The organism is Thauera phenylacetica B4P (genome assembly GCF_000310225.1).
In the GTDB taxonomy this organism is placed as follows: Bacteria; Pseudomonadota; Gammaproteobacteria; order Burkholderiales; family Rhodocyclaceae; genus Thauera; species Thauera phenylacetica.
The window spans coordinates 1-19513 of the sequence record NZ_AMXF01000068.1; the positions used below are offsets into that span (position 1 = coordinate 1).

The window sequence follows — 19513 nt, forward strand, 5'->3', positions numbered from 1 at the left end:
CGGCTCGACCGCCCGGCCGCCGCGGGCCCATGGCCGGCCCCTATCCGTCACCGCCCCGTCCGCGGGTGCGGCCAGGCGCCCGGCAGGCGCAGCCCGACCCCTCCCGTCGGGCCCCGCTCCACCCACATTCCCGCCGACGATGAACCGCTATCCCCTCTGGAAGAACCTCCTGATCGGCCTCGTGCTGCTCTGGGGCCTGCTCTATACCCTGCCCAACTTCTACGGCGAGGTGCCGGCGGTGCAGGTGTCCAGCGCCAAGGCGACGCTCAAGCTCGACGCCGCGGCCATCACCGACCGCATCGCCGGCGCGCTCAAGGCCGCCGGCATCGAGAACACCGGCATCTTCTCCGACGCCAACAGCGTGCGCGCCCGCTTCAAGGACACCGAGACCCAGCTGCGCGCCAAGGACGTCATCGAGCAGGCCTTCAACCCCGACGCCTCCGACCCGTCCTACGTGGTCGCGCTCAACCTGCTGTCGGCCTCGCCGAGCTGGCTGACCTCGATCAACGCGCTGCCGATGTACCTCGGCCTCGACCTGCGCGGCGGCGTGCACTTCCTCCTCGAGGTGGACATGCCGGGCGCGCTGGTCAAGCGCCTCGACTCGACCACCGGCGACCTGCGCACCCTGATGCGCGACAAGAGCGTGCGCCACGCCGGCATCACCCGCGAGGGCAACACGGTCGTCGTCCGCTTCCGCGACGCTGCCCAGCGCGAGGCGGGCCGGCGCGCGATCCAGGACAGCACCGCCGACCTGCAGCTCGCCGAACGCGACGATGGCAGTGACGACTTCAAGCTGGTCGCCACGCTGACGCCGCAGGCGCAGCAGACCATGCGCGACTTCGCCATCAAGCAGAACATCACCACCCTGCACAACCGCATCAACGAGCTCGGCGTCGCCGAGCCGGTGATCCAGCAGCAGGGCGCCGAGCGCATCGTGGTGCAGCTGCCCGGCGTGCAGGACGTGGCCAAGGCCAAGGACATCCTCGGCCGCACCGCCACGCTGGAAGTGCGCATGGTGGATGACACCCCGGGCGCGATCGAGCAGGCGCTGGCCGGCAGCGTGCCCTTCGGCACCGAACTGTACACCGAGCGCGGCGGCTCGCCGCTGCTGGTCAAGAAGCAGGTGGTGCTCACCGGCGACCGCCTCACCGACGCCCAGCCCGGCTTCGACGGCCAGACCAACGAGCCCGCGGTGCATCTGACGCTGGACGCCGCCGGCGCACGCATCTTCCGCGACGTCACGCGCGAGAGCGTCGGCAAGCGCATGGCCATCCTGCTGTTCGAGAAAGGCAAAGGCGAGGTCGTGACCGCGCCGGTGATCCGCAGCGAGATCGGCGGCGGACGCGTGCAGATCTCGGGGCGCATGAGCACGGTCGAGGCCAACGACACCGCGCTGCTGCTGCGCGCCGGCTCGCTGGCCGCACCAATGGAGATCATCGAGGAGCGCACCGTCGGCCCCAGCCTGGGCGCCGAGAACATCCAGAAGGGCTTCAACTCGACGCTGTGGGGCTTCCTCGCGATCGTCGTGTTCATGTGCGGCTACTACATGCTCGTCGGCCTGGTGTCGTCGATCGCGCTCGCCGCCAACCTGCTCTTGCTGGTGGCGCTGCTGTCCCTGCTGCAGGCCACGCTGACCCTGCCCGGCATCGCCGCGATGGCGCTCACGCTCGGCATGGCGATCGACGCCAACGTGCTGATCAACGAGCGCATCCGCGAGGAGCTGCGCAACGGCGCCAGCCCGCAGGCGGCGATCGCGGCCGGCTACGACCGCGCCTGGGACACCATCCTCGACTCCAACATCACCACCCTGATCGCAGGCATCGCGCTGCTGGTGTTCGGCTCCGGCCCGGTGCGCGGCTTCGCGGTGGTGCACTGCCTGGGCATCCTGACCTCGATGTTCAGCGCGATCCTGGTGTCGCGGATGCTGGTGAACTTCATCTACGGCCGCCGTCGCAAGGTCGAGAGCCTGTCGATCGGCCAGGTGTGGAAGCCGGATACCAAGTAAGCGGACGAACGCACAGGAAACACGACCATGGAATTCTTCCGCATCAAGAAAGACATCCCCTTCATGCGCCACGCGCTGGTGTTCAACGTCATCTCGTTGCTCACCTTCGCGCTTGCGGTGTTCTTCCTCGCCACCCGCGGCCTGCACCTGTCGGTGGAGTTCACCGGCGGCACGCTGGTCGAGGTGAGCTACGCCGAGGCACCGCAGCTCGAGCCCATCCGCAGCGCGCTGGCCGGCAGTGGCTATCCGGACGCGCAGGTGCAGAACTTCGGCAGCGCGCGCGACCTGCTGATCCGCCTGCCCAACCGCGAGGACCTCGACACCTCGAGCGTGTCCGAGACGGTGATGAACACGCTGCAGCAGGCCGGCGGCCCGGCGCCCGAGCTGCGCCGGGTCGAGTTCGTCGGCCCTCAGGTGGGCAAGGAGCTCGCCACCGACGGAGCGATGGCGCTACTGCTGGTGATCATTGGCATCATGATCTACCTCGCGCTGCGCTTCGAGTGGCGCTTCGCGGTCTCGGCGATCATCGCCAACCTGCACGACGTGATCATCATCCTGGGCTTCTTCGCCTTCTTCCAGTGGGAGTTCTCGCTGCCGGTGCTGGCGGCGGTGCTGGCGGTGCTGGGCTATTCGGTGAACGAGTCCGTGGTGGTGTTCGACCGCGTACGCGAGACCTTCAAGAAGAAGCGCCAGATGAGCACGCCTGCAGTGCTCGACCACGCGATCACGAGCACGATCTCGCGCACCGTGATCACCCACGGCAGCACCCAGGTGATGGTGCTGTCGATGCTGCTGTTCGGCGGCGAGACGCTGTACTACTTCGCGCTGGCGCTCACGATCGGCATCTGCTTCGGCATCTACTCCTCGGTGCTGGTGGCGAGCCCGCTGGTGATGTGGCTGGGCGTGTCGCGCGAGCAGTTCATCAAGCCGAAAAAGGAGAAGGAAGAGGCGGTGGTCTGAGACCGCGTTTCCCGCCCCGAAAAAGGCGCCCGCATGGCGCCTTTTTTCTTGTCCGCACGGTGGCCGCGGGATATCTGGCGCGCATTCGCCTCCCGACCGTGCAGCTTCATGTAGGAGCGCCAGCAGGCGCGAAGCCGGCGCTGCGGGACGGCTGGCGCGCCCGGGCGGCCCTCCGCTTCAGACCGCGAACACCTGCTTCACCCGCAGCGTCTCGCCGCGCTCGATCAGGCCGATCAAACGGTCGATGTTGGGGTGCTTGCCGGGGTTGCCGCGGGCGTCCTCGGTGTGCTCGGCGTAGAGCTCCAGGCCCTTCTTCGCCGCCTCGGGCGAGATCGCCCCATAAAGCTGGGCGAGGTGGTTGTAGACAGAGAGCGAGCCGGCCTGGCCGGGCTTGTTCTCGATGCTGGCGACGACCGCATCGGCGGCGTCGATCAGGTTCAGCGCGGCGAGGTGGGAGATGCCGGGCAGGGTTTTCAGGTTGTCGGCGAAGGCCATTGCGGGCTCCTTGTCGTGACGGCGCCACCGCGAGGGTGGCGCCGGGATGGTTCGTAACGCAGCTTGCACGGCGAGGGCCGGCCTGAAAGACCGGCCCGGCCGGCAAGGGATCAGATGCGGCGCGCCAGCTCCGCGGCCTTGCCGACGTAGCTCGCCGGCGTCATCGCCAGCAGGTGGTCGCGCGCCTCGGCGGGGATGGCCAGCGTATGGACGAAGTCCTGCAGCGCCTCGCGGGTGATGCCCTTGCCGCGCGTCATCGCCTTGAGCTGCTCGTAGGGGTTCTCGATGCCATAGCGGCGCATCACGGTCTGCACCGGCTCGGCGAGCACCTCCCAGCAGTCGTCCAGATCGGCGGCCAGGCGGGCGGGCTCGGCCTCGAGCTTGCCCAGGCCGCGCAGGCAGCTGTCGAGCGCGAGCACGGTGTGGCCGAAGCCCACGCCCATGTTGCGCAGCACGGTAGAGTCGGTGAGGTCGCGCTGCATGCGCGAGATCGGCAGCTTCTCGGAGAAGTGCTTGAGCACCGCGTTGGCGAGACCGAAGTTGCCCTCGGCGTTCTCGAAGTCGATCGGGTTGACCTTGTGCGGCATGGTCGAGGAGCCAACCTCGCCTTCCTTCAGCTTCTGCTTGAAGTAGCCGAGCGAGATGTACATCCAGATGTCGCGGCAGGCGTCGATCAGCATGGTGTTGGCGCGCGCGACCGCATCGAACAACTCGGCCATGGCGTCGTGCGGCTCGATCTGGATGGTGTATTCGTTGAAGGTGAGCCCCAGGGATTCGATGAAGCGGCGGTTGAAGCCCTCCCAGTCGAACGCCGGCCAGGCCGACAGGTGGGCGTTGTAGTTGCCCACGGCGCCGTTGAACTTGGCGCACATGGCGACGCCGGCGATCGCGGCGCGGGCGCGCATCAGGCGCGCGGCGATGTTGGCCATCTCCTTCCCGAGCGTGGTCGGGCTGGCGGGCTGGCCGTGGGTGCGCGACAGCATCGGCAGGTCGGCGAGCGCGTGCGCCAGCTCGCGGAAGCGTGCGATCACCGCGTCGAGCGCCGGCAGCAGCACGCGGTCGCGGCCTTCGGCCAGCATCAGCGCGTGCGAGCTGTTGTTGATGTCTTCCGAGGTGCAGGCGAAGTGGATGAACTCGGACACCTTCATCACCTCGGCGTTGTGGCCGAGGCGCTTCTTGAGCCAGTACTCCATGGCCTTGACGTCGTGGTTTGTGGTGGCCTCGATCGCCTTGACCGCCTCGCCGTCCTCGGTCGAGAAGTTCGCCACCACGGCGTCGAGCTCGGCCACCGTCGCCGCCGAGAAGGGCGCGATCTCCGCCAGCGCGGGCTCGGCGGCGAGCGCCTTGAGCCACTCCACCTCGACCTTGACGCGGTTGCGGATCAGGCCATGCTCCGAGAAGTGCTCGCGCAGGCCGGCGACCTTGCCGTGGTAGCGACCATCGAGCGGGGACAGGGCGGTGAGCGGGGACGGGGCGGCGTTCGACATGGCGTGAGCTTCCGGAAAAAACTGTTATTTTAACGCCTGCCCCTCTTCCCGGCCGAGAACAAACGACAATGAGCGAGAGCACGCCTTACCGCGTCCAGGTGACCGCGGTCGCCGAATACATCGCCGGGCAATCACGCCCGCAGGACGACCACTTCGTGTTCGCCTATCACATCACGGTCCTCAACACCGGCAGCGCGCGCGCGCAACTGCTCGCCCGCCACTGGGTGATCACCGACGGCAACGGCAAGCTGCAGGAGGTCCATGGCCAGGGCGTGGTCGGCGAACAGCCGGTGCTCGGCCCCGGCCAGGCCTTCCGCTACACCAGCGGCTGCGTGCTCGCCACGCCGGTGGGGACGATGCAGGGCAGCTACCGCATGCGTGCCGACGACGGCCACGAGTTCGAGGCGGAGATCCCGGCCTTCATGCTGGCGGTGCCGAAGGCGCTGCACTGAGCGAGCTGCCGGCCGCGGCTGGCAGCGGATACTCCACCACGTGGCCACGGCCGCCGTGCTTGGCGGCGTAGCAGGCCTGGTCGGCGGCGATCATCAGCGCGTCGGCCTCCTGCAGGTCCGGGTCCATGCGCGCCAGCCCGATGCTGGCTCCGACGCGGAAGCGCCTGCCCTCGCACTCGAAGGCATGGTCGGCGATCGCCGCGCACAGGCCCTCGGCGATCCGGCGCGCGTCCTCGCTGCCGCAGCTGCGCAGGATCGCGGCGAACTCGTCGCCGCCGATGCGGAAGACCTCGTCCTCGGCGCGCAGGCGCCCCCTGAGCAGCACGCCGAGCTGCGACAGCAGCTGGTCGCCCGCGGCATGGCCGCAGCTGTCATTGACCGCCTTGAAGTGATCGAGGTCGATGTAGAAGAGCGTGATCTGGTCGCCCGAGCGCCGGTGCGCGCGCACCGCCTGTTCGATGCGCTCCTCGAAGGCGCGCCGGTTCGCCAGGCCGGTGAGCGGGTCGTGATGCGCCTGCCAGGCCAGCTGCACGGTGGCCTCATCGACGCGGGCCTGCAGGGTGCGCTGGCTCTCGGCGATCGCCTCGGCCATGGCGTTGAAGCCGGCCTCGAGCGCCTTCAGCTCGCCATTGCGCGCATGCGCCGGCACGCGCACCGCGAGATCCCCGTCGGCCATGCGGCCGACCGCGCGCACCAGGGCCGCGACCGGCTCGCCGACCGATCCGGCGAGCCGCAGCGCGATCACCATGGCCGCCGCGAGCACCCCCAGCACCAGCAGGCTGACGGTCAGGAAGACGCTGCGCTTCTCGGCATCCAGGCGCGCAGTGCCGAGCACGACGCGGACGCGGCCGACGACGGGCGCCGTCTTCAGCGGCGGATCCTCCGCGTAGTCGTCCACGGCCGCGGGCACCACGACCACCGCCGCCTCGAAGCCGACTGCCCCGTCCGCGAGGTCGACGCGGATCTCGTCCCCCTCGGTGCGTACCGGCGCAGCCAGCCGTGGCGGCAAGCCCTCGCCGAGCATCGCCAGCGCCTCACCGCCCGGATCGTAGAACCCCACGCCGACCACGTCGGGCTGCGCGAGGCCCCGCGCCATCAGCGCGTCGAGCGCCTCGCGGTTGCCCGACACCAGCACGTACTCGGCCGCCGGTGCGAGGAAGCGCACCATGGTGCGGCCGCGCTCGAGCAAGGCCTGGTCGAGCGCCCGGCTGCTCTGGTGGGCGAAGAGCGCGGCGATACAGAGCACGAAGACCACGCTCGGCAGGCCGAGCACCAGCAGCATCTGCCGCCGCAGCGAGTAGCGCGCGAGCGCGGCGATCATTGCGTGCCCCCCGCGATGCGCTCGCGCAGCGCCGGCTCGTCCGCGACCACGAGCCCCAGCGCGCGCGCCACCGCGCGATTGACGGCGACATCGAAGCGCCGCGGCGAGTGGATCCTGCGCACCAGCCCCGACGGCTCCGTGGCTCCGGCCAGCAGGTCGGCGACATCCACGGCGACGTGCTCGGGCGTGCTGAACACCGCGGCGAGCGCGCCTGCCGTGACGTAGGCGGCGGAGTGGGCGAACACCGGGCGGCGATGCCGGTAGCTGGTGAGCAGGATGGTGCGCGCCGCCGCCGGACCGGACACCAGCCCATCGGGCAGGGGCAGCAGGGCATCGCTGGCAAAGAGCAGGTGATCGAGCGCGGGCACGAGGTCCGCCGCCTGGCGCGCCTCGTGCACGTCGGCCTGGAACTGCAGCGCGGCGGCCGCGCGATTGAGGCTCGGCAACTGCGTGACGCTATCGGGACCCAGCAGCACCCCGATGCGCCTCGCGTCCGGCAGGACCGCACGCACGAGGCGAAGGTGGCGCTCGAGCGGCTGATCGAGCACCAGCGCGCCGAGACCGCGCTCGGGATGCGCCCGGTTAAGGCGGTCCACGTCGCGCAGGGCAACGAGCACGGCCAGCACCGGCCGCGCAGATTCGCGTAGCGCCCGCTCGGCCGCCGCGTGGCCGACGGCGAGCACGAGGTCGGCGCGCTCGAGCAAGGCCGCATCGGCATCGCCGCCGGCGACCCCGGCGGGGAGCAGGCGATGCACCCCGGGCGCGAGCGCCGCGTCGAGCGCCTCAACGAAGCGCTGCCCGCGCCCCTCGGCCTCGGAGAGCAGCACCGCCACCTCCATCGCCTGCGCCGCGGACACGCCGAGGCCGGACAGCGACGCGAACATGGCAATCACCACTGCCACGCGCAGGCCGTCGGCGAGGAGGCGCGACACGCGCGCGCGCATGCCCTGCCTCACCATCCGATGCGCACACCGAGATAGAGGTCGGGCTCATGGCGGAACTTGTCCTCGTGGAAGTCGGCGTAGCGCCCCTTGAGGCTCAGCGCGGTGAGCGACACCTCGTTGTCCGAGCCGGGCGGGCCGAAGCGGCGGGCGATGCGCAGGTCGAAGCGGTCGGTGCGCGGCACGATGTCGCCGCCGTTCATCCAGTAGTAGAGGCCGTTATGGTAGTAGCCGAGGCTGGCCTGCCAGCGTCCGGGGAAGTCCTTGATCAGCAGCAGCGCCGTCGTGGAGTGCGGGGCGCTCCGCGGAATATCCTTGTCGCTGTAGGGCTCGCCACGATCGATCTGGATGAAGGCCTGGGAGAGGATCGCCCTGCCCCATCCCGGCTTGCGCCAGTCGACGGTGAACTCCGCGCCGGTCATGCGGAAATCGTTGGCGTTGAGGAAGTAGAAGCTCTTCTTGCCGGGGTCGATCGGGACATAGTCGGCCGGTTCGGCACGCGGGCATTCGCCGAAGACGCAGCTCTTGTCGTCGATGAAGCGGCGGTAATGCTCGCGGAAGACCCGCGCGTCGAAGTTCAGGCCGAGCGGACGCAGCTGCGCGACATAACCCAGGTCCACGAAGCGCATGCGCTCGCTCTGCAGCGGATCGAACACGCGGAAGCCGATACGCCGGATCGTGTCGTCCTCGCGATCGGTCTGGAAGGCGCGCGACTCCATCAGGCTGGGCGCGCGGTAGGCCGTACCGGTGGACAGCCGCAGCGCCGAATCCGCGTCGAGGGCGTAGTTGATCGCGAGCCGGGGCGAGAACAGGCGGCCGCTGTAGTCGTGATGTTCGAGCGTGCCGCCGAGATCGATCTTGAGCGGCTCGAGCGGGCTCCACGTGAGGCTGCCGAAGACCTGGCCGTGCGTCGAATCCAGCCATTTCCCCGTGCCGAACAGGTGTGTCGACCGCGCATGCTCGCTGCGCAGCCCGATGCCGAGCATGCCGGTGAGGCGGCGGCCGAGCCGGGTGTCGTACTGCAGCTCGAGATCGTGACGGCGCGCCTCGCTGTCGCGGCTGGCGGGAAAGCGCACGACCACCGCCGGATCCGTCGGGTGCCGCTGGGTGACCGGCCAGGTTCCGCGCGCACGCTCGCCCTGGTGGAAGTACTGCAGGCTCAGCACGGACTCCGCATCGACCTGGCGCCGCCAGCCCGCCTGCAGATGGAGCGCGCGATCGTCCTCGGCGTGCGGAGGGTAATCGAGGTAGGCCTCTGCCCCCCGCTGGCTGCTGCCCTCGCTGACGCCGACCTGGAGACTGAGCTCGTCCGCGGCCGAAAGCTGCAGCACCGAGCTGAAATGGGCGGTGTTGCGGGTGAGCGATTCGGAAGAGTGCCAGTCCCCGAGCCGCGCTCGATAGTGCGGCTCGAAGCTCGTCAGCTCGCGCCGCGACGCGGAGAGCCTCCAGTCGAACACACCGCCGCCGGCGCCGTTCAAGCGCACACCGTAGTCACGGAAACCGTTCCTCCCCGCGCGCACGACGAAGGCCCGCCCGCTCTCGGTGGAGGGCGCCCGGGTGATGATATTGACCACCCCCTGGAAGGCGTTGACCCCATAGGCCGCACCGTTGGGACCGCGCACCACCTCGATGCGCTCGACGTCGTCCACCCGCAGCGGCAGGTTGTCCCAGATCACGTTGCCCCACAGCGGGCTGTTGATCGTGCGTCCGTCCACCATCACCTTGATGCGGCGCGCGTGGGCGTCGCCCAGGCCGTGGCTCGCGACCGTGGGCGGCCCGTCGGGATGGTCGGCCACGAGGAAGCCCGGCGCCAGGCGAAGCAGGTCGTGGATCTCGTTGAAGCCCGAGGCGACGATCATCTCGCGGTCGATCACGGTCACCGGCGCCGGCGCGTCGAGAGGCGACTGCGCCAGCCGCGACGCGGTGAGCACCATCGGGATCTCGCCGAAGAAGGGGTCCGCCTCGCCCCTTTCCGCGCGCACATCGAGCGCGAGCAGCCCGAGCAGCACCAGCGGCCCGGTTCGCGAGGCCAGGCTGCGCGTGCGGCGAGTGGCGTACGATTCCAGCATGACGACGTGATTCCTGCGGCTCCGTGGCGACATGAACGCGCCACCGGCATTGAATTCTGCCCGAGATGGGGGCGACGACAAGACCCATGCGTCGCAAGAGGTGAACGGCGTCACGAACGGCCTCACAAGGCTGCCTGTGGCGACCCTCACGCGACACGGCCCCGGCGCCGCGTGGCTGCCGGGGCCGTGTCGCACGCCGGGCACGGCTCAGCTGCGGTAGTCGGCGTTGATTTTCACGTAGTCGTAGGAGAAGTCGCAGGTCCACACCGTGGCGGCGGCGTCGCCGCGGGCGAGCGCGATGCGCACGGTGAGCTCGGCGTGCTTCATGATGCGCGAGCCGGCCTCCTCGAGGTAGCTCGCGGCGCGCCCGCCGTGCTCGGCGACCAGCACCGACTCGTCCGGGTTGCCCAGCCAGACGCGCAGCTTGGCGACGTCGAGGTCGTCGATGCCAGCGTAGCCGATCGCCGCCAGGATGCGGCCGAGGTTGGGGTCGGAGGCGAAGAAGGCGGTCTTGACCAGGGGCGAGTGCGCCACCGCGTAGCCCACCTTGCGACATTCCTCGCGGTCGCGGCCACCCTCGACCGCGATCGTCATGAACTTGGTCGCGCCCTCGCCGTCGCGCACGATCGCCTGCGCGAGCCCGACCGCGACCTCGATCACCGCCGCGCGCAGGGCGCGGTAGTCCTCGCTGTCGGCAGCGGCGATCTCGGCATTGCCGGCGCCGCCGGTGGCGATGAGGATGAAGGAGTCGTTGGTCGAGGTGTCGCCATCGACGGTGATGCTGTTGAAGGAGAGGTCGGCGGCCTCGCGCACCAGGTCGTCGAGCAGGTCCTGCGCGATCGCCGCGTCGCAGGCGAGGAAGCCCAGCATGGTGGCCATGTTGGGCTTGATCATGCCGGCGCCCTTGCTGATGCCGGTGAGGGTGACCGTGCGCTCGCCGATGCGGACCTGGCGCGACACCGCCTTGGCGAGGGTGTCGGTGGTCATGATCGCGTGCGCGGCGTCGAACCAGCCGTCAGCGCGCAAATCTGCGACCGCCGCGGGCAGGCCGGCGACGAGGCGGTCTACCGGCAGCGGCTCCAGGATCACGCCGGTCGAGAACGGCAGCACCTGACCGGCGTCGAGACCCATCGCGCTCGCGAGCGCGGCGCAGCAGGCGTTGGCGGCGGCCAGGCCGGGCTCGCCGGTGCCAGCGTTGGCAACGCCGGTGTTGATCAGCAGCGCGCGGATCGCGCCGCCCGCCAGATGCTGTCGGCACACCTGCACCGGCGCGGCACAAAAGCGGTTCTGCGTGAACACGCCGGCGACGCGGCTGCCCTCGGACAGCTCGATCACGGTGAGGTCGCGCCGGTTGGCCTTGCGGATGCCGGCTTCGGTCACGCCCAGGCGCACGCCCTTCACGGGCAGCAGTTCGGCGGGGTTCGGGGTGGCGAGATTGACGGCCATACGGGTCTCCGGGGCGGAAGGGTCAGTTCAGTTTGCCGTGGCAGTGCTTGTACTTCTTGCCCGAGCCGCAGGGGCAGGGGTCGTTGCGGCCAACCTTGGGACCGGCGGCGGCCGGCTGCGCGCCCGCCTGCTCCGCGTCGCCGCCGAGGGCCTCGTCGTAGTCGGCGTGGCGGTACTGCACGTTCTCGACCTGCTGCGGCGTCTCGGCCTCCTCGAGTTGCGCCTCGGTGCGGATCTGCACCGTCATCAGGACCTTGGTGACGTCGGTGCGCACGGTGTCGAGCAGGGTCTCGAAGAGCTCGAAGGCCTCGCGCTTGTACTCCTGCTTGGGGTTCTTCTGCGCATAGCCGCGCAGGTGGATGCCCTGGCGCAGGTGATCGAGCGCGGCGAGGTGCTCGCGCCAGTGGGTGTCGAGGCTCTGCAGCATCACGTTGCGCTCGAACTGGTGCCAGGCCGCCGGATCGACGATCGCGGTCTTGGCGGCGTAGGCCTCCTCGCCGGCCTGCACCAGGCGCTCGAGGATGGCCTCGTCGTCCAGGCTGGGCTCGGCCTTCACCCACTCGGCCACCGGCAGCTTGAGCTGGCACTCGGCGAGCAGCGCCTGCTCGAGGGCGGACAGCTCCCACTGTTCCTCGACGCTGTCGACCGGCACGTAGCGGCGGAAGATGTCGTGCAGCACGCCCTGGCGCATGGCGCGCACGGTGTCGGAGATGTCCTCGCTCTCGAGCAGCTCGTTGCGCTGCTGGTAGATGACCTTGCGCTGGTCGTTGGCGACGTCGTCGTACTCGAGCAGCTGCTTGCGGATGTCGAAGTTGCGCTGCTCGACCTTGCGCTGCGCGGATTCGAGCGAGCGCGTCACCATCGCATGCTCGATGGCCTCGCCCTCGGGCATCTTCAGGCGCACCATGATCGCGTTCAGACGCTCGCCGGCGAAGATCTTCATCAGCGGATCTTCGAGCGAGAGGAAGAAGCGGCTCGAGCCCGGGTCGCCCTGGCGGCCGGAGCGGCCGCGCAGCTGGTTGTCGATGCGTCGCGACTCGTGGCGTTCGGTGCCGATGATGTGCAGGCCGCCGGCGGCGATCACCTCGTCGTGCACCTTCTGCCAGGCCTCGCGCAGCGCGACGATCGTCGCCTCGCGCTGCGCGGGGTCGAGCGTGGCGTCGTCGCGCACCGCGGCGACCGGCTTCTCGATGTTGCCGCCGAGCACGATGTCGGTACCGCGGCCGGCCATGTTGGTCGCGATCGTCACCATGCCGGGACGGCCGGCCTGGGCGACGATCTGCGCCTCGCTGTCGTGCTGCTTGGCGTTGAGCACCTGGTGCTCGATCTTGGCCTTCTTCAGCACGCCGGAGAGGAATTCGTTGGTCTCGATCGAGGTCGTGCCGACCAGCACCGGCTGGCCACGCTCGACGCAGGCGCGGATGTCCTCGACGACCGCGTTCCACTTCTCGTCGGCGGTACGGTAGACCTTGTCGTTCTCGTCCTTGCGCCGGGTCGGGCGATTGGTCGGGATGACCACGGTCTCGAGGCCGTAGATGGACTGGAACTCGAAGGCCTCGGTGTCGGCGGTGCCGGTCATGCCGGCGAGCTTGCCGTACATGCGGAAGTAGTTCTGGAAGGTGATCGAGGCCAGGGTCTGGTTCTCGGCCTGGATGCGCACGCCTTCCTTGGCCTCGACCGCCTGGTGCAGGCCGTCGGACCAGCGCCGGCCCGGCATCAGGCGGCCGGTGAATTCGTCGACGATGACGACCTCGCCGTTCTGCACCACGTACTGCTGGTCCTTGTGGTAGAGCGCGTGGGCGCGCAGCGCGGCATAGAGGTGATGCACGAGCAGGATGTTGGCCGGATCGTACAGACCGCCGCCCTCGGCGAGCAGGCCCATGCGCACGAGGATCTGCTCGGCGGTCTCGTGGCCCTGCTCGGTCAGCAGCACCTGGTGCGCCTTGAGGTCGACCGTGTAGTCACCCGCGTCGAGCACCTCGTCCTTGTCGTCGAGGCCGCCCTCCTGGCGCTTGAGCATCGGCGCCACCTGGTTCATCTTCAGGTACAGCTCGGTGTGGTCCTCGGCCTGGCCGGAGATGATCAGCGGCGTGCGCGCCTCGTCGATGAGGATGGAGTCCACCTCGTCGACGATCGCGAAGTTGAGCGCGCGCTGCACGCGCTCGCCGACCGCATACACCATGTTGTCGCGCAGGTAGTCGAAGCCGAACTCGTTGTTGGTGCCGTAGGTGATGTCGGCGGCGTAGGCGGCCTGCTTCTGGTCATGCGTCATGCGCGACAGGTTGCAGCCGGTGGTGAGCCCGAGGAAGCCGTAGATGCGGCCCATCCACTCGGCGTCGCGGCTGGCGAGGTAGTCGTTCACCGTGATCACATGCACGCCGCGGCCCGACAGCGCGTTGAGGTAGGCGGGCAGCGTGGCGACCAGGGTCTTGCCCTCGCCGGTGCGCATCTCGGCGATCTTGCCGTTGTGCAGCACCATGCCGCCGACGAGCTGGACGTCGAAGTGGCGCATGCCGTGAACCCGCTTGCCGGCCTCGCGCACCACGGCGAAGGCTTCGGGCAGCAGCGCGTCGAGCGCCTCGCCATCGGCCACGCGCTGGCGGAATTCCGCGGTCTTGCCGCGCAGCGCCTCGTCGGACAGCGCGGAGATCGCGGCCTCGAAGGCGTTGATCTTGCGCACGGTGTGCATGTACTGGCGGACGAGGCGGTCGTTGCGACTACCGAAGATTTTCTTGAGCAGGCCGGAGATCATGTTTTGGGTTCGACGTCGATTCGGCAAAGGCGAGAGTTTATCATGGCCCACCCAGGCTCCCCGTGACGGTTCTCGCAAGCATCCATGACCCGGCCGCTCTCACGCTTTCTCGGCGGCGACGCGCTCGCCCGCCTGCAGGACCATGCCGCGCGGCTCAACCGGCTGCAGGCGGTGCTCGACGGCATGCTGCCGCCTCAGCTGCAGGGCCAGTGCCGGGTGGCCAACCTCAAGGAGGGCAGCCTGGTCGTGGCCGCCCGCGGCGGCGCCGCGGCGGTGCGGGTGCGCCAGATCCTGCCCAGCCTGCTGGAGCGCCTGCAGCACGGAGGCCATCCGGTGCAGTCGATCAAGGTCAAGGTCGGCACGCCCGAGCAGATGGCACCCGAGCGTCCGCCACCGCAGCGGCAGATCTCGGAGTCGGCCAAGGCCGACCTGCACGACTTCGCCGACACCCTGCCGGCCGACTCGCCGCTGCGCGCGTCGATCGAGCGCCTGATCCGGCGCGCCTGAGACGACGCGCCACCCTGCACGCAGCCTTCGCGCCCCGGCTTAAAGCACGCTTCCGAGCCCGACATTCGCGCCTGCCGGCGCTCCTACATGAACCGCCGCACCTCCGCCCCCTGTAGGAACGGCGGCAGCCGCGAATCCGGCCGCTCGGTGATCGACGCGCGCCAATCCGCCGCCGCCGCCTTCGCGCCTGCCGGCGCTCCTAAATGAACCGCCGCACCTCCGCCCCCTGTAGGAACGGCGGAAGCCGCGAATTGGGGGAGACGATGCGGTCGTGCGTCGTGGCCGTCAGGCGATCGGGACGAGCACGCGCTCGATGGCGAACAGGGCGAAGAGCACGAACAGCATCACCAGCGTGGCGCGGAAGGCCTTCCAGGCCCACGCCTTGTAGCGCGGGTTGCCGGTCAGCAGCCACAGGATCGCCGAGCCGCCGATCGACAGCACCGCGAGCAGCAGGAGCAAACGCATGATCAGCATGCGTGCGGCCTCTCGAGTCGCAAGACGGGGGCCTCGCGGCAGGCGATCACCGCGGCGGCCTCGCGCCGGCGAGCAGGCCAGGGCGCGCCACGCAGGTCCGCCCGAACGCTCCAGCGCACGGAACGCAGGCTCACGCGAGGGCCGCCGCGAGCGGCGCGAACTGGTGCGAGACCGCCGGCGGGGTCGCCGCCTCCTGGTCGAAGCTCACCAGCTCCCAGGCCTCCTTGTCTTCCAGCAGCACGCGCAGGATCTGGTTGTTGAGCGCATGCCCGGCCTTGTGCGCGGAATACGACGCGAGCAGGGGGTGGCCGCACAGGTAGAGGTCGCCGATCGCGTCCAGCACCTTGTGCTTGACGAACTCGTCGGCGTAGCGCAGGCCCTCGGCGTTGAGCACACGGTACTCGTCCATGACGATCGCGTTCTCGAGGCTGCCGCCGAGCGCCAGGCCGTTGGCCTGCATGAACTCGACATCTTGCATGAAGCCGAAGGTGCGCGCACGCGCGACGTCGCGGACGTAGGAGTGGCGGGCGAAGTCGACCTCGACCCGGGTCGAGGTGCTGTCGATCGCGGGATGGTTGAACACGATCGAGAACGCGAGGCGGAAGCCGTCGTAGGGCTCGAGCCTGACCCACTTGTCGCCCTCGACGTACTCGACCGCCTTCTTCACGCGCAGGAACTTCTTCGCCGCCTTCTGCTCCTCGATGCCTGCCGACTGGAGCAGGAACACGAAGGGGGCCGAGCTGCCATCGAGGATGGGGATCTCGGGCGCGTCGACGTCCACATGCAGGTTGTCGATGCCCAGCCCGGCGAGCGCCGACATCAGGTGCTCGACCGTGCCGACCTTGTGGCCGCCCTGCTCCAGCCCCGAGCACATGCGCGTGTCGCACACCGCGTAGGGGTCGGCGGGCAGGGTCAGGGGCGGGTCGAGATCGACGCGGTGGAAGACGATGCCGGTGTCCGGCGCCGCCGGCCGCAGGGTCAGGGTCACCTTGCGACCGCCGTGCAGGCCGACGCCGGTCGCCTTGACGACGGATTTGAGGGTGCGCTGCCGGATCATGGTCTTGTTCCTTTTTCGATGGCGGATTTTAACATGCCCCCCCGACGCCCCCGTGCGATCGCAGCGATGCATCCGGGCTATTGCGCAAGTGGATGTTGCGCGCGGCGTAAACGGCGAAACCCCCGCGCGGGCCGGAGGCGGCGGCCCGTGCGGGGGTTTCGGTCCGTGGCCGCCGCGACGGCGGCCACCCGGGCGGGGTCAGTCCGCCTGGCGGCGCAGGAAGGCCGGGATGTCGTAGGTGCCGACACCGCTGGTGCTCATCGCCTCGACGGTGGTGCGGCGACCGCTGCGCATCACTGCCGGCACATCGAGGTTCGTCACGTCGACCGCGCCGCCCATCGACGGGCCGTAGGTGCCGGTGCCCTGCACCACCTGCATCACCGGCTGGCGCGCGGCGCGCGGCGCGCCGAGGCCGGTGGCGACCACGGTGATGCGGATGCGGTCTTCCATGGTGTCGTCGAACACGGTGCCGTACTTGACGAAGGCTTCGGGTGCGGCGAAGGCCTGCACGGTCCTCACCGCGTCGCGCACCTCCGACATCTTCAGCGACTTGCTCGCAGTGATGTTGATCAGCACGCAGCGCGCGCCGGAAAGCTCGGTGCCCTCGAGCAGCGGCGACACCGCGGCCTGCTCGGCGGCGATGCGGGCGCGGTCCATGCCGGCGGCCTCGGCCGAGCCCATCATCGCGCGGCCCATCTCGGCCATCGCGGTGCGCACGTCCTGGAAGTCGACGTTGACCAGGCCGGGGACGTTGATGATCTCGGCGATGCCGCCCACGGCCGAGCGCAGCACGTTGTCGGCGGAGCGGAAGCACTCCTCGAAGCCGGCGTCGTCGCCGAAGACCTCGAGCAGCTTGTCGTTGAGCACGACGATCAGCGAGTCGACGTGGCGGGTGAGCTCCTCGATGCCGCTCTCGGCGACGCGGATGCGGTTCTCGAAGTCGAAGGGCTTGGTGACCACGGCGACGGTCAGCAGGCCCATCTCCTTGGCGATCTCGGCCACCACCGGCGCGGCGCCGGTGCCGGTGCCGCCACCCATGCCGCCGGTGATGAACACCATGTGCGCACCCTCGAGCGCCGCGGAGATCGCGTCGCGCGACTCCTGCGCCGCGGCACGGCCCGCTTCCGGCTTGGAGCCGGCACCCAGGCCGGTAATGCCGAGCTGGACCTTGACCGGGGCGAGGCAGCGCTTGAGCGCCTGCGCGTCGGTGTTGGCGGAGATGAAATGCACCCCCTTCACGCCCTCGCGGATCATGTGATCGACCGCGTTGCCACCCGCACCGCCGACGCCGACCACCTTGATCACCGTACCGGTGGCTTCCTTCTCAACGATTTCAAACATTAGCCTCGCCTCCTGATTTGACTGCCCCGCGCGGCACCGATCGCCAGCCGGCCTGCATCTAGTAACCTGGCCGGAAGTTTACTACTAAATAAGCGATGGTGATCGGCCCGCATCCAAAATGAAAACCGCCCGAAAACCGGTTCAGAAGTTGCGTTCGAACCAGGCCTTCATGCGCCCGAAAAACTGTTTCACGCTGCGCGTGTCGCGCGCCTGCAGCCCCCTGCGGCGCTGCACGGCGCCCTCCATCACCAGGCCCATCGCGGTGGCGTAGCGCGGCTGGCAGACCACGTCGGCGAGGCCGCCGTCGTACTGCGGCGCACCCACGCGCGCGGGCATGTGGAAGACATCCTCGGCGAGCTCGGCCATGCCGCGCATCACCGCCGAGCCGCCGGTCAGCACGATGCCCGAGGACAGCAGCTCCTCGTAGCCGCTGCGGCGCAGCTCGGCCTGCACCAGTTCGAAGAGCTCGGAGACGCGCGGCTCGATCACGTCGGCCAGCGCCTGGCGCGAGAGCTTGCGCGGCGGGCGGTCACCCACGCCCGGCACCTCGATCATCTCCTCGGGGTCGGCCATGTGGTGCATGGCGACGCCGTGACGGATCTTGATCTCCTCCGCCTCGGCGGTCGGGGTGCGCAGCGCCATCGCGATGTCGTTGGTGATCTGGTCGCCGGCGACCGGGATCACCGCGGTGTGGCGGATCGCGCCCTGCGTGAACACGGCGATGTCGGTGGTGCCACCGCCGATGTCGACCATGCACACGCCGAGCTCCTTCTCGTCCTCGGTGAGCACCGCGTGGCTGGAGGCGAGCGGCTGCAGGCTCAGGTCCATGACCTCCAGCCCGCAGCGGCGCACGCACTTGATCACGTTCTGCGCCGCCGACACCGCGCCGGTGACGATGTGCACCTTGACCTCGAGGCGCACGCCGCTCATGCCGATCGGCTCGCGCACGCCGCCCTGGCCATCGATGATGAATTCCTGGGTGAGGATGTGCAGGATCTGCTGCTCGGCCGGGATCGGCATCGCGCGGGCGACCTCGATCACGCGCTCGACGTCGAGCGGCGAGACCTCCTTCTCCTTGATCGCGACCGTGCCGCTGGAGTTGAAGCTCTTGATGTGGCTGCCGGCAAGCCCGGTGTAGACCTCGTGGATCTTGCAGTCGGCCATCAGCTCGACCTCCTGCACCACGCGCGAGATCGCGTCCACCGTGGCCTCGATGTTCACCACCACGCCGCGCTTGAGGCCGTTGGTGGGCTGGGTGCCGAGGCCGACCACGTTGAGCCGCCCGTCGGGCTTCACCTCGGCGACCATGCAGGTGACCTTGGCGGTGCCGATGTCGAGGCCGACGATCAGTTCGTTGTATTGCTTGCTCATTTCCTGCCTTTCCGGGCGGCGGGCGCGACGGGCTGCTGCAGCACCGAGGCGTCCGCCGGGGTCAGTGCAAACCCGCTCGCATAGCGCAGGTCCGCGGTCTTGATGTCGATGTCGATCTGTTCATGCACGCGCGGCCACACCGCGATGAAGCGGCGCAGCCGGTCCATCAGCGGGGACTTGTCCTGCTCGCGGCCGAGCACGATGGTCATGCCGTTGTCGAGCTGCAGCTGCCAGGCCTCGCGCGCCGACAGCGCCAGGCCCACCAGGCGCACGCCAAGCGGCTGCAGCATGCTCGAGAACTCGGCGTGGCGCGCGAGCAGCCAGCTCGCCGAGCCCTGCGGGCCGTCGAACTGGGGCATGTCGGCGTTGGAGGCGGCGACGAAGACCTCGCCCTGGCGGTTCACCAGGCGCGCCTCGCCGCTCTCGGACACCGTCCAGTAGGCCACCGCCTCGTGCTCCTCCAGGCGCAGCTCGAGGGCATCCGGCCAGCGCCGGCGCACCTCGGCCTTGCGCACCCAGGGTAGCTTCTCGAAGGTCTGCTTCACGTCCTCGAGATCGACGGTGAAGAAGTTGCCCTGCACCGCCAGGCGGGCGGCGTAGTCGAGCTGCTCCGCGGTCACCTGCCCGGGCTCGGTGAGCACCACCAGCTCGCGCAGCGGAAACAGCGGCCGCGACACGAACCAGATCACCAGCGCCCAGCCCAGCGCCACCGCGGCGCCCAGGGTGAGCAGGTCGGAGATCAGGTTGAGCAGCGCCGGGCGGTGCCACAGGCCGCGCTCGACACCCGCGCGCGCAGGCCCGCCCGCCGCCGGCCGGCGGGCGGAGCGGATCGACG

The 19513-nt window shown here is 69.6% G+C and carries 16 protein-coding genes; 4 read left to right on the forward strand and 12 right to left on the reverse strand.

The window, feature by feature from the left end; genetic code table 11:
• The first annotated feature begins 139 nt into the window (after positions 1-139).
• Positions 140-2005 carry a protein translocase subunit SecD gene (gene secD / locus C667_RS10700; RefSeq protein WP_004363015.1) on the forward strand — a complete coding sequence of 622 codons (1866 nt, stop codon included), beginning with the start codon at positions 140-142 and terminating at the stop codon, positions 2003-2005.
• A 27-nt stretch (positions 2006-2032) separates the two neighbouring features.
• Positions 2033-2965 (forward strand): protein translocase subunit SecF, encoded by a 933-nt coding sequence (gene secF / locus C667_RS10705; RefSeq protein WP_004363017.1) that lies wholly within the window; start codon positions 2033-2035, stop codon positions 2963-2965.
• A gap of 177 nt (positions 2966-3142) precedes the next feature.
• Here the strand turns inward: secF and C667_RS10710 are convergent, their stop codons facing one another.
• A complete protein-coding gene (locus C667_RS10710) occupies positions 3143-3460 on the reverse strand; it encodes a DUF2322 family protein (protein WP_004363019.1) in 318 nt (105 codons plus the stop codon).
• A gap of 110 nt (positions 3461-3570) precedes the next feature.
• On the reverse strand, positions 3571-4947 hold the full coding sequence (purB, locus tag C667_RS10715) for an adenylosuccinate lyase (protein ID WP_004363021.1): 1377 nt from the start codon (positions 4945-4947) through the stop codon (positions 3571-3573).
• Between the two features lie 68 nt (positions 4948-5015).
• Here purB and apaG point away from each other — a divergent pair, with 68 nt between their 5' ends.
• The gene (gene apaG, locus C667_RS10720; protein ID WP_004363023.1) at positions 5016-5399 is read left to right on the forward strand and encodes a Co2+/Mg2+ efflux facilitator ApaG/CorD; all 384 of its coding nucleotides are present in this window, start codon (positions 5016-5018) and stop codon (positions 5397-5399) included.
• Here the strand turns inward: apaG and C667_RS10725 are convergent.
• The 5 genes from C667_RS10725 to secA form a co-directional block, all read right to left on the reverse strand.
• Positions 5368-6720, reverse strand: a complete 1353-nt coding sequence (locus tag C667_RS10725) for a GGDEF domain-containing protein (RefSeq protein ID WP_004363025.1) — start codon at positions 6718-6720, stop codon at positions 5368-5370. The two genes, apaG and C667_RS10725, sit on opposite strands and share 32 nt — an antisense overlap.
• Positions 6717-7652, reverse strand: a complete 936-nt coding sequence (locus C667_RS10730; protein WP_245538461.1) for an ABC transporter substrate-binding protein — start codon at positions 7650-7652, stop codon at positions 6717-6719. The genes C667_RS10725 and C667_RS10730 overlap by 4 nt, the downstream gene beginning before the upstream one ends.
• A 20-nt stretch (positions 7653-7672) precedes the next feature.
• A complete protein-coding gene (locus tag C667_RS10735; RefSeq protein ID WP_004363028.1) occupies positions 7673-9730 on the reverse strand; it encodes a TonB-dependent receptor plug domain-containing protein in 2058 nt (685 codons plus the stop codon).
• 207 nt (positions 9731-9937) lie between these two features.
• Positions 9938-11176 carry a bifunctional glutamate N-acetyltransferase/amino-acid acetyltransferase ArgJ gene (argJ, locus tag C667_RS10740; RefSeq protein WP_004363029.1) on the reverse strand — a complete coding sequence of 413 codons (1239 nt, stop codon included), beginning with the start codon at positions 11174-11176 and terminating at the stop codon, positions 9938-9940.
• Positions 11177-11198: 22 nt separating this feature from the next.
• Entirely contained in the window at positions 11199-13928 is a 2730-nt protein-coding gene (gene secA, locus C667_RS10745; RefSeq protein ID WP_004363030.1) for a preprotein translocase subunit SecA, read from the reverse strand.
• An 84-nt stretch (positions 13929-14012) separates the two neighbouring features.
• Here secA and C667_RS10750 point away from each other — a divergent pair, with 84 nt between their 5' ends.
• Positions 14013-14435, forward strand: coding sequence for a DciA family protein (locus C667_RS10750; protein ID WP_004363031.1), 423 nt, complete (start codon positions 14013-14015; stop codon positions 14433-14435).
• A 285-nt stretch (positions 14436-14720) separates the two neighbouring features.
• Here C667_RS10750 and C667_RS10755 read toward each other — a convergent pair whose 3' ends face one another.
• The 5 genes from C667_RS10755 to C667_RS10775 all read right to left on the reverse strand — a co-directional run.
• Complete coding sequence (locus tag C667_RS10755) at positions 14721-14909, reverse strand: hypothetical protein (RefSeq protein ID WP_004363032.1); 189 nt, start codon at positions 14907-14909, stop codon at positions 14721-14723.
• A gap of 130 nt (positions 14910-15039) precedes the next feature.
• A complete protein-coding gene (lpxC, locus tag C667_RS10760; protein WP_004363033.1) occupies positions 15040-15966 on the reverse strand; it encodes a UDP-3-O-acyl-N-acetylglucosamine deacetylase in 927 nt (308 codons plus the stop codon).
• A 198-nt stretch (positions 15967-16164) separates the two neighbouring features.
• A complete protein-coding gene (gene ftsZ, locus C667_RS10765) occupies positions 16165-17307 on the reverse strand; it encodes a cell division protein FtsZ (RefSeq protein WP_004363035.1) in 1143 nt (380 codons plus the stop codon).
• Positions 17308-17448: 141 nt separating this feature from the next.
• Positions 17449-18678 carry a cell division protein FtsA gene (gene ftsA / locus C667_RS10770; RefSeq protein ID WP_004363036.1) on the reverse strand — a complete coding sequence of 410 codons (1230 nt, stop codon included), beginning with the start codon at positions 18676-18678 and terminating at the stop codon, positions 17449-17451.
• Positions 18675-19513, reverse strand: an 839-nt coding sequence (locus tag C667_RS10775; RefSeq protein WP_004363038.1) for a cell division protein FtsQ/DivIB, incomplete at its 5' end; no start/stop codon positions are given. The genes C667_RS10775 and ftsA, both read right to left, overlap by 4 nt.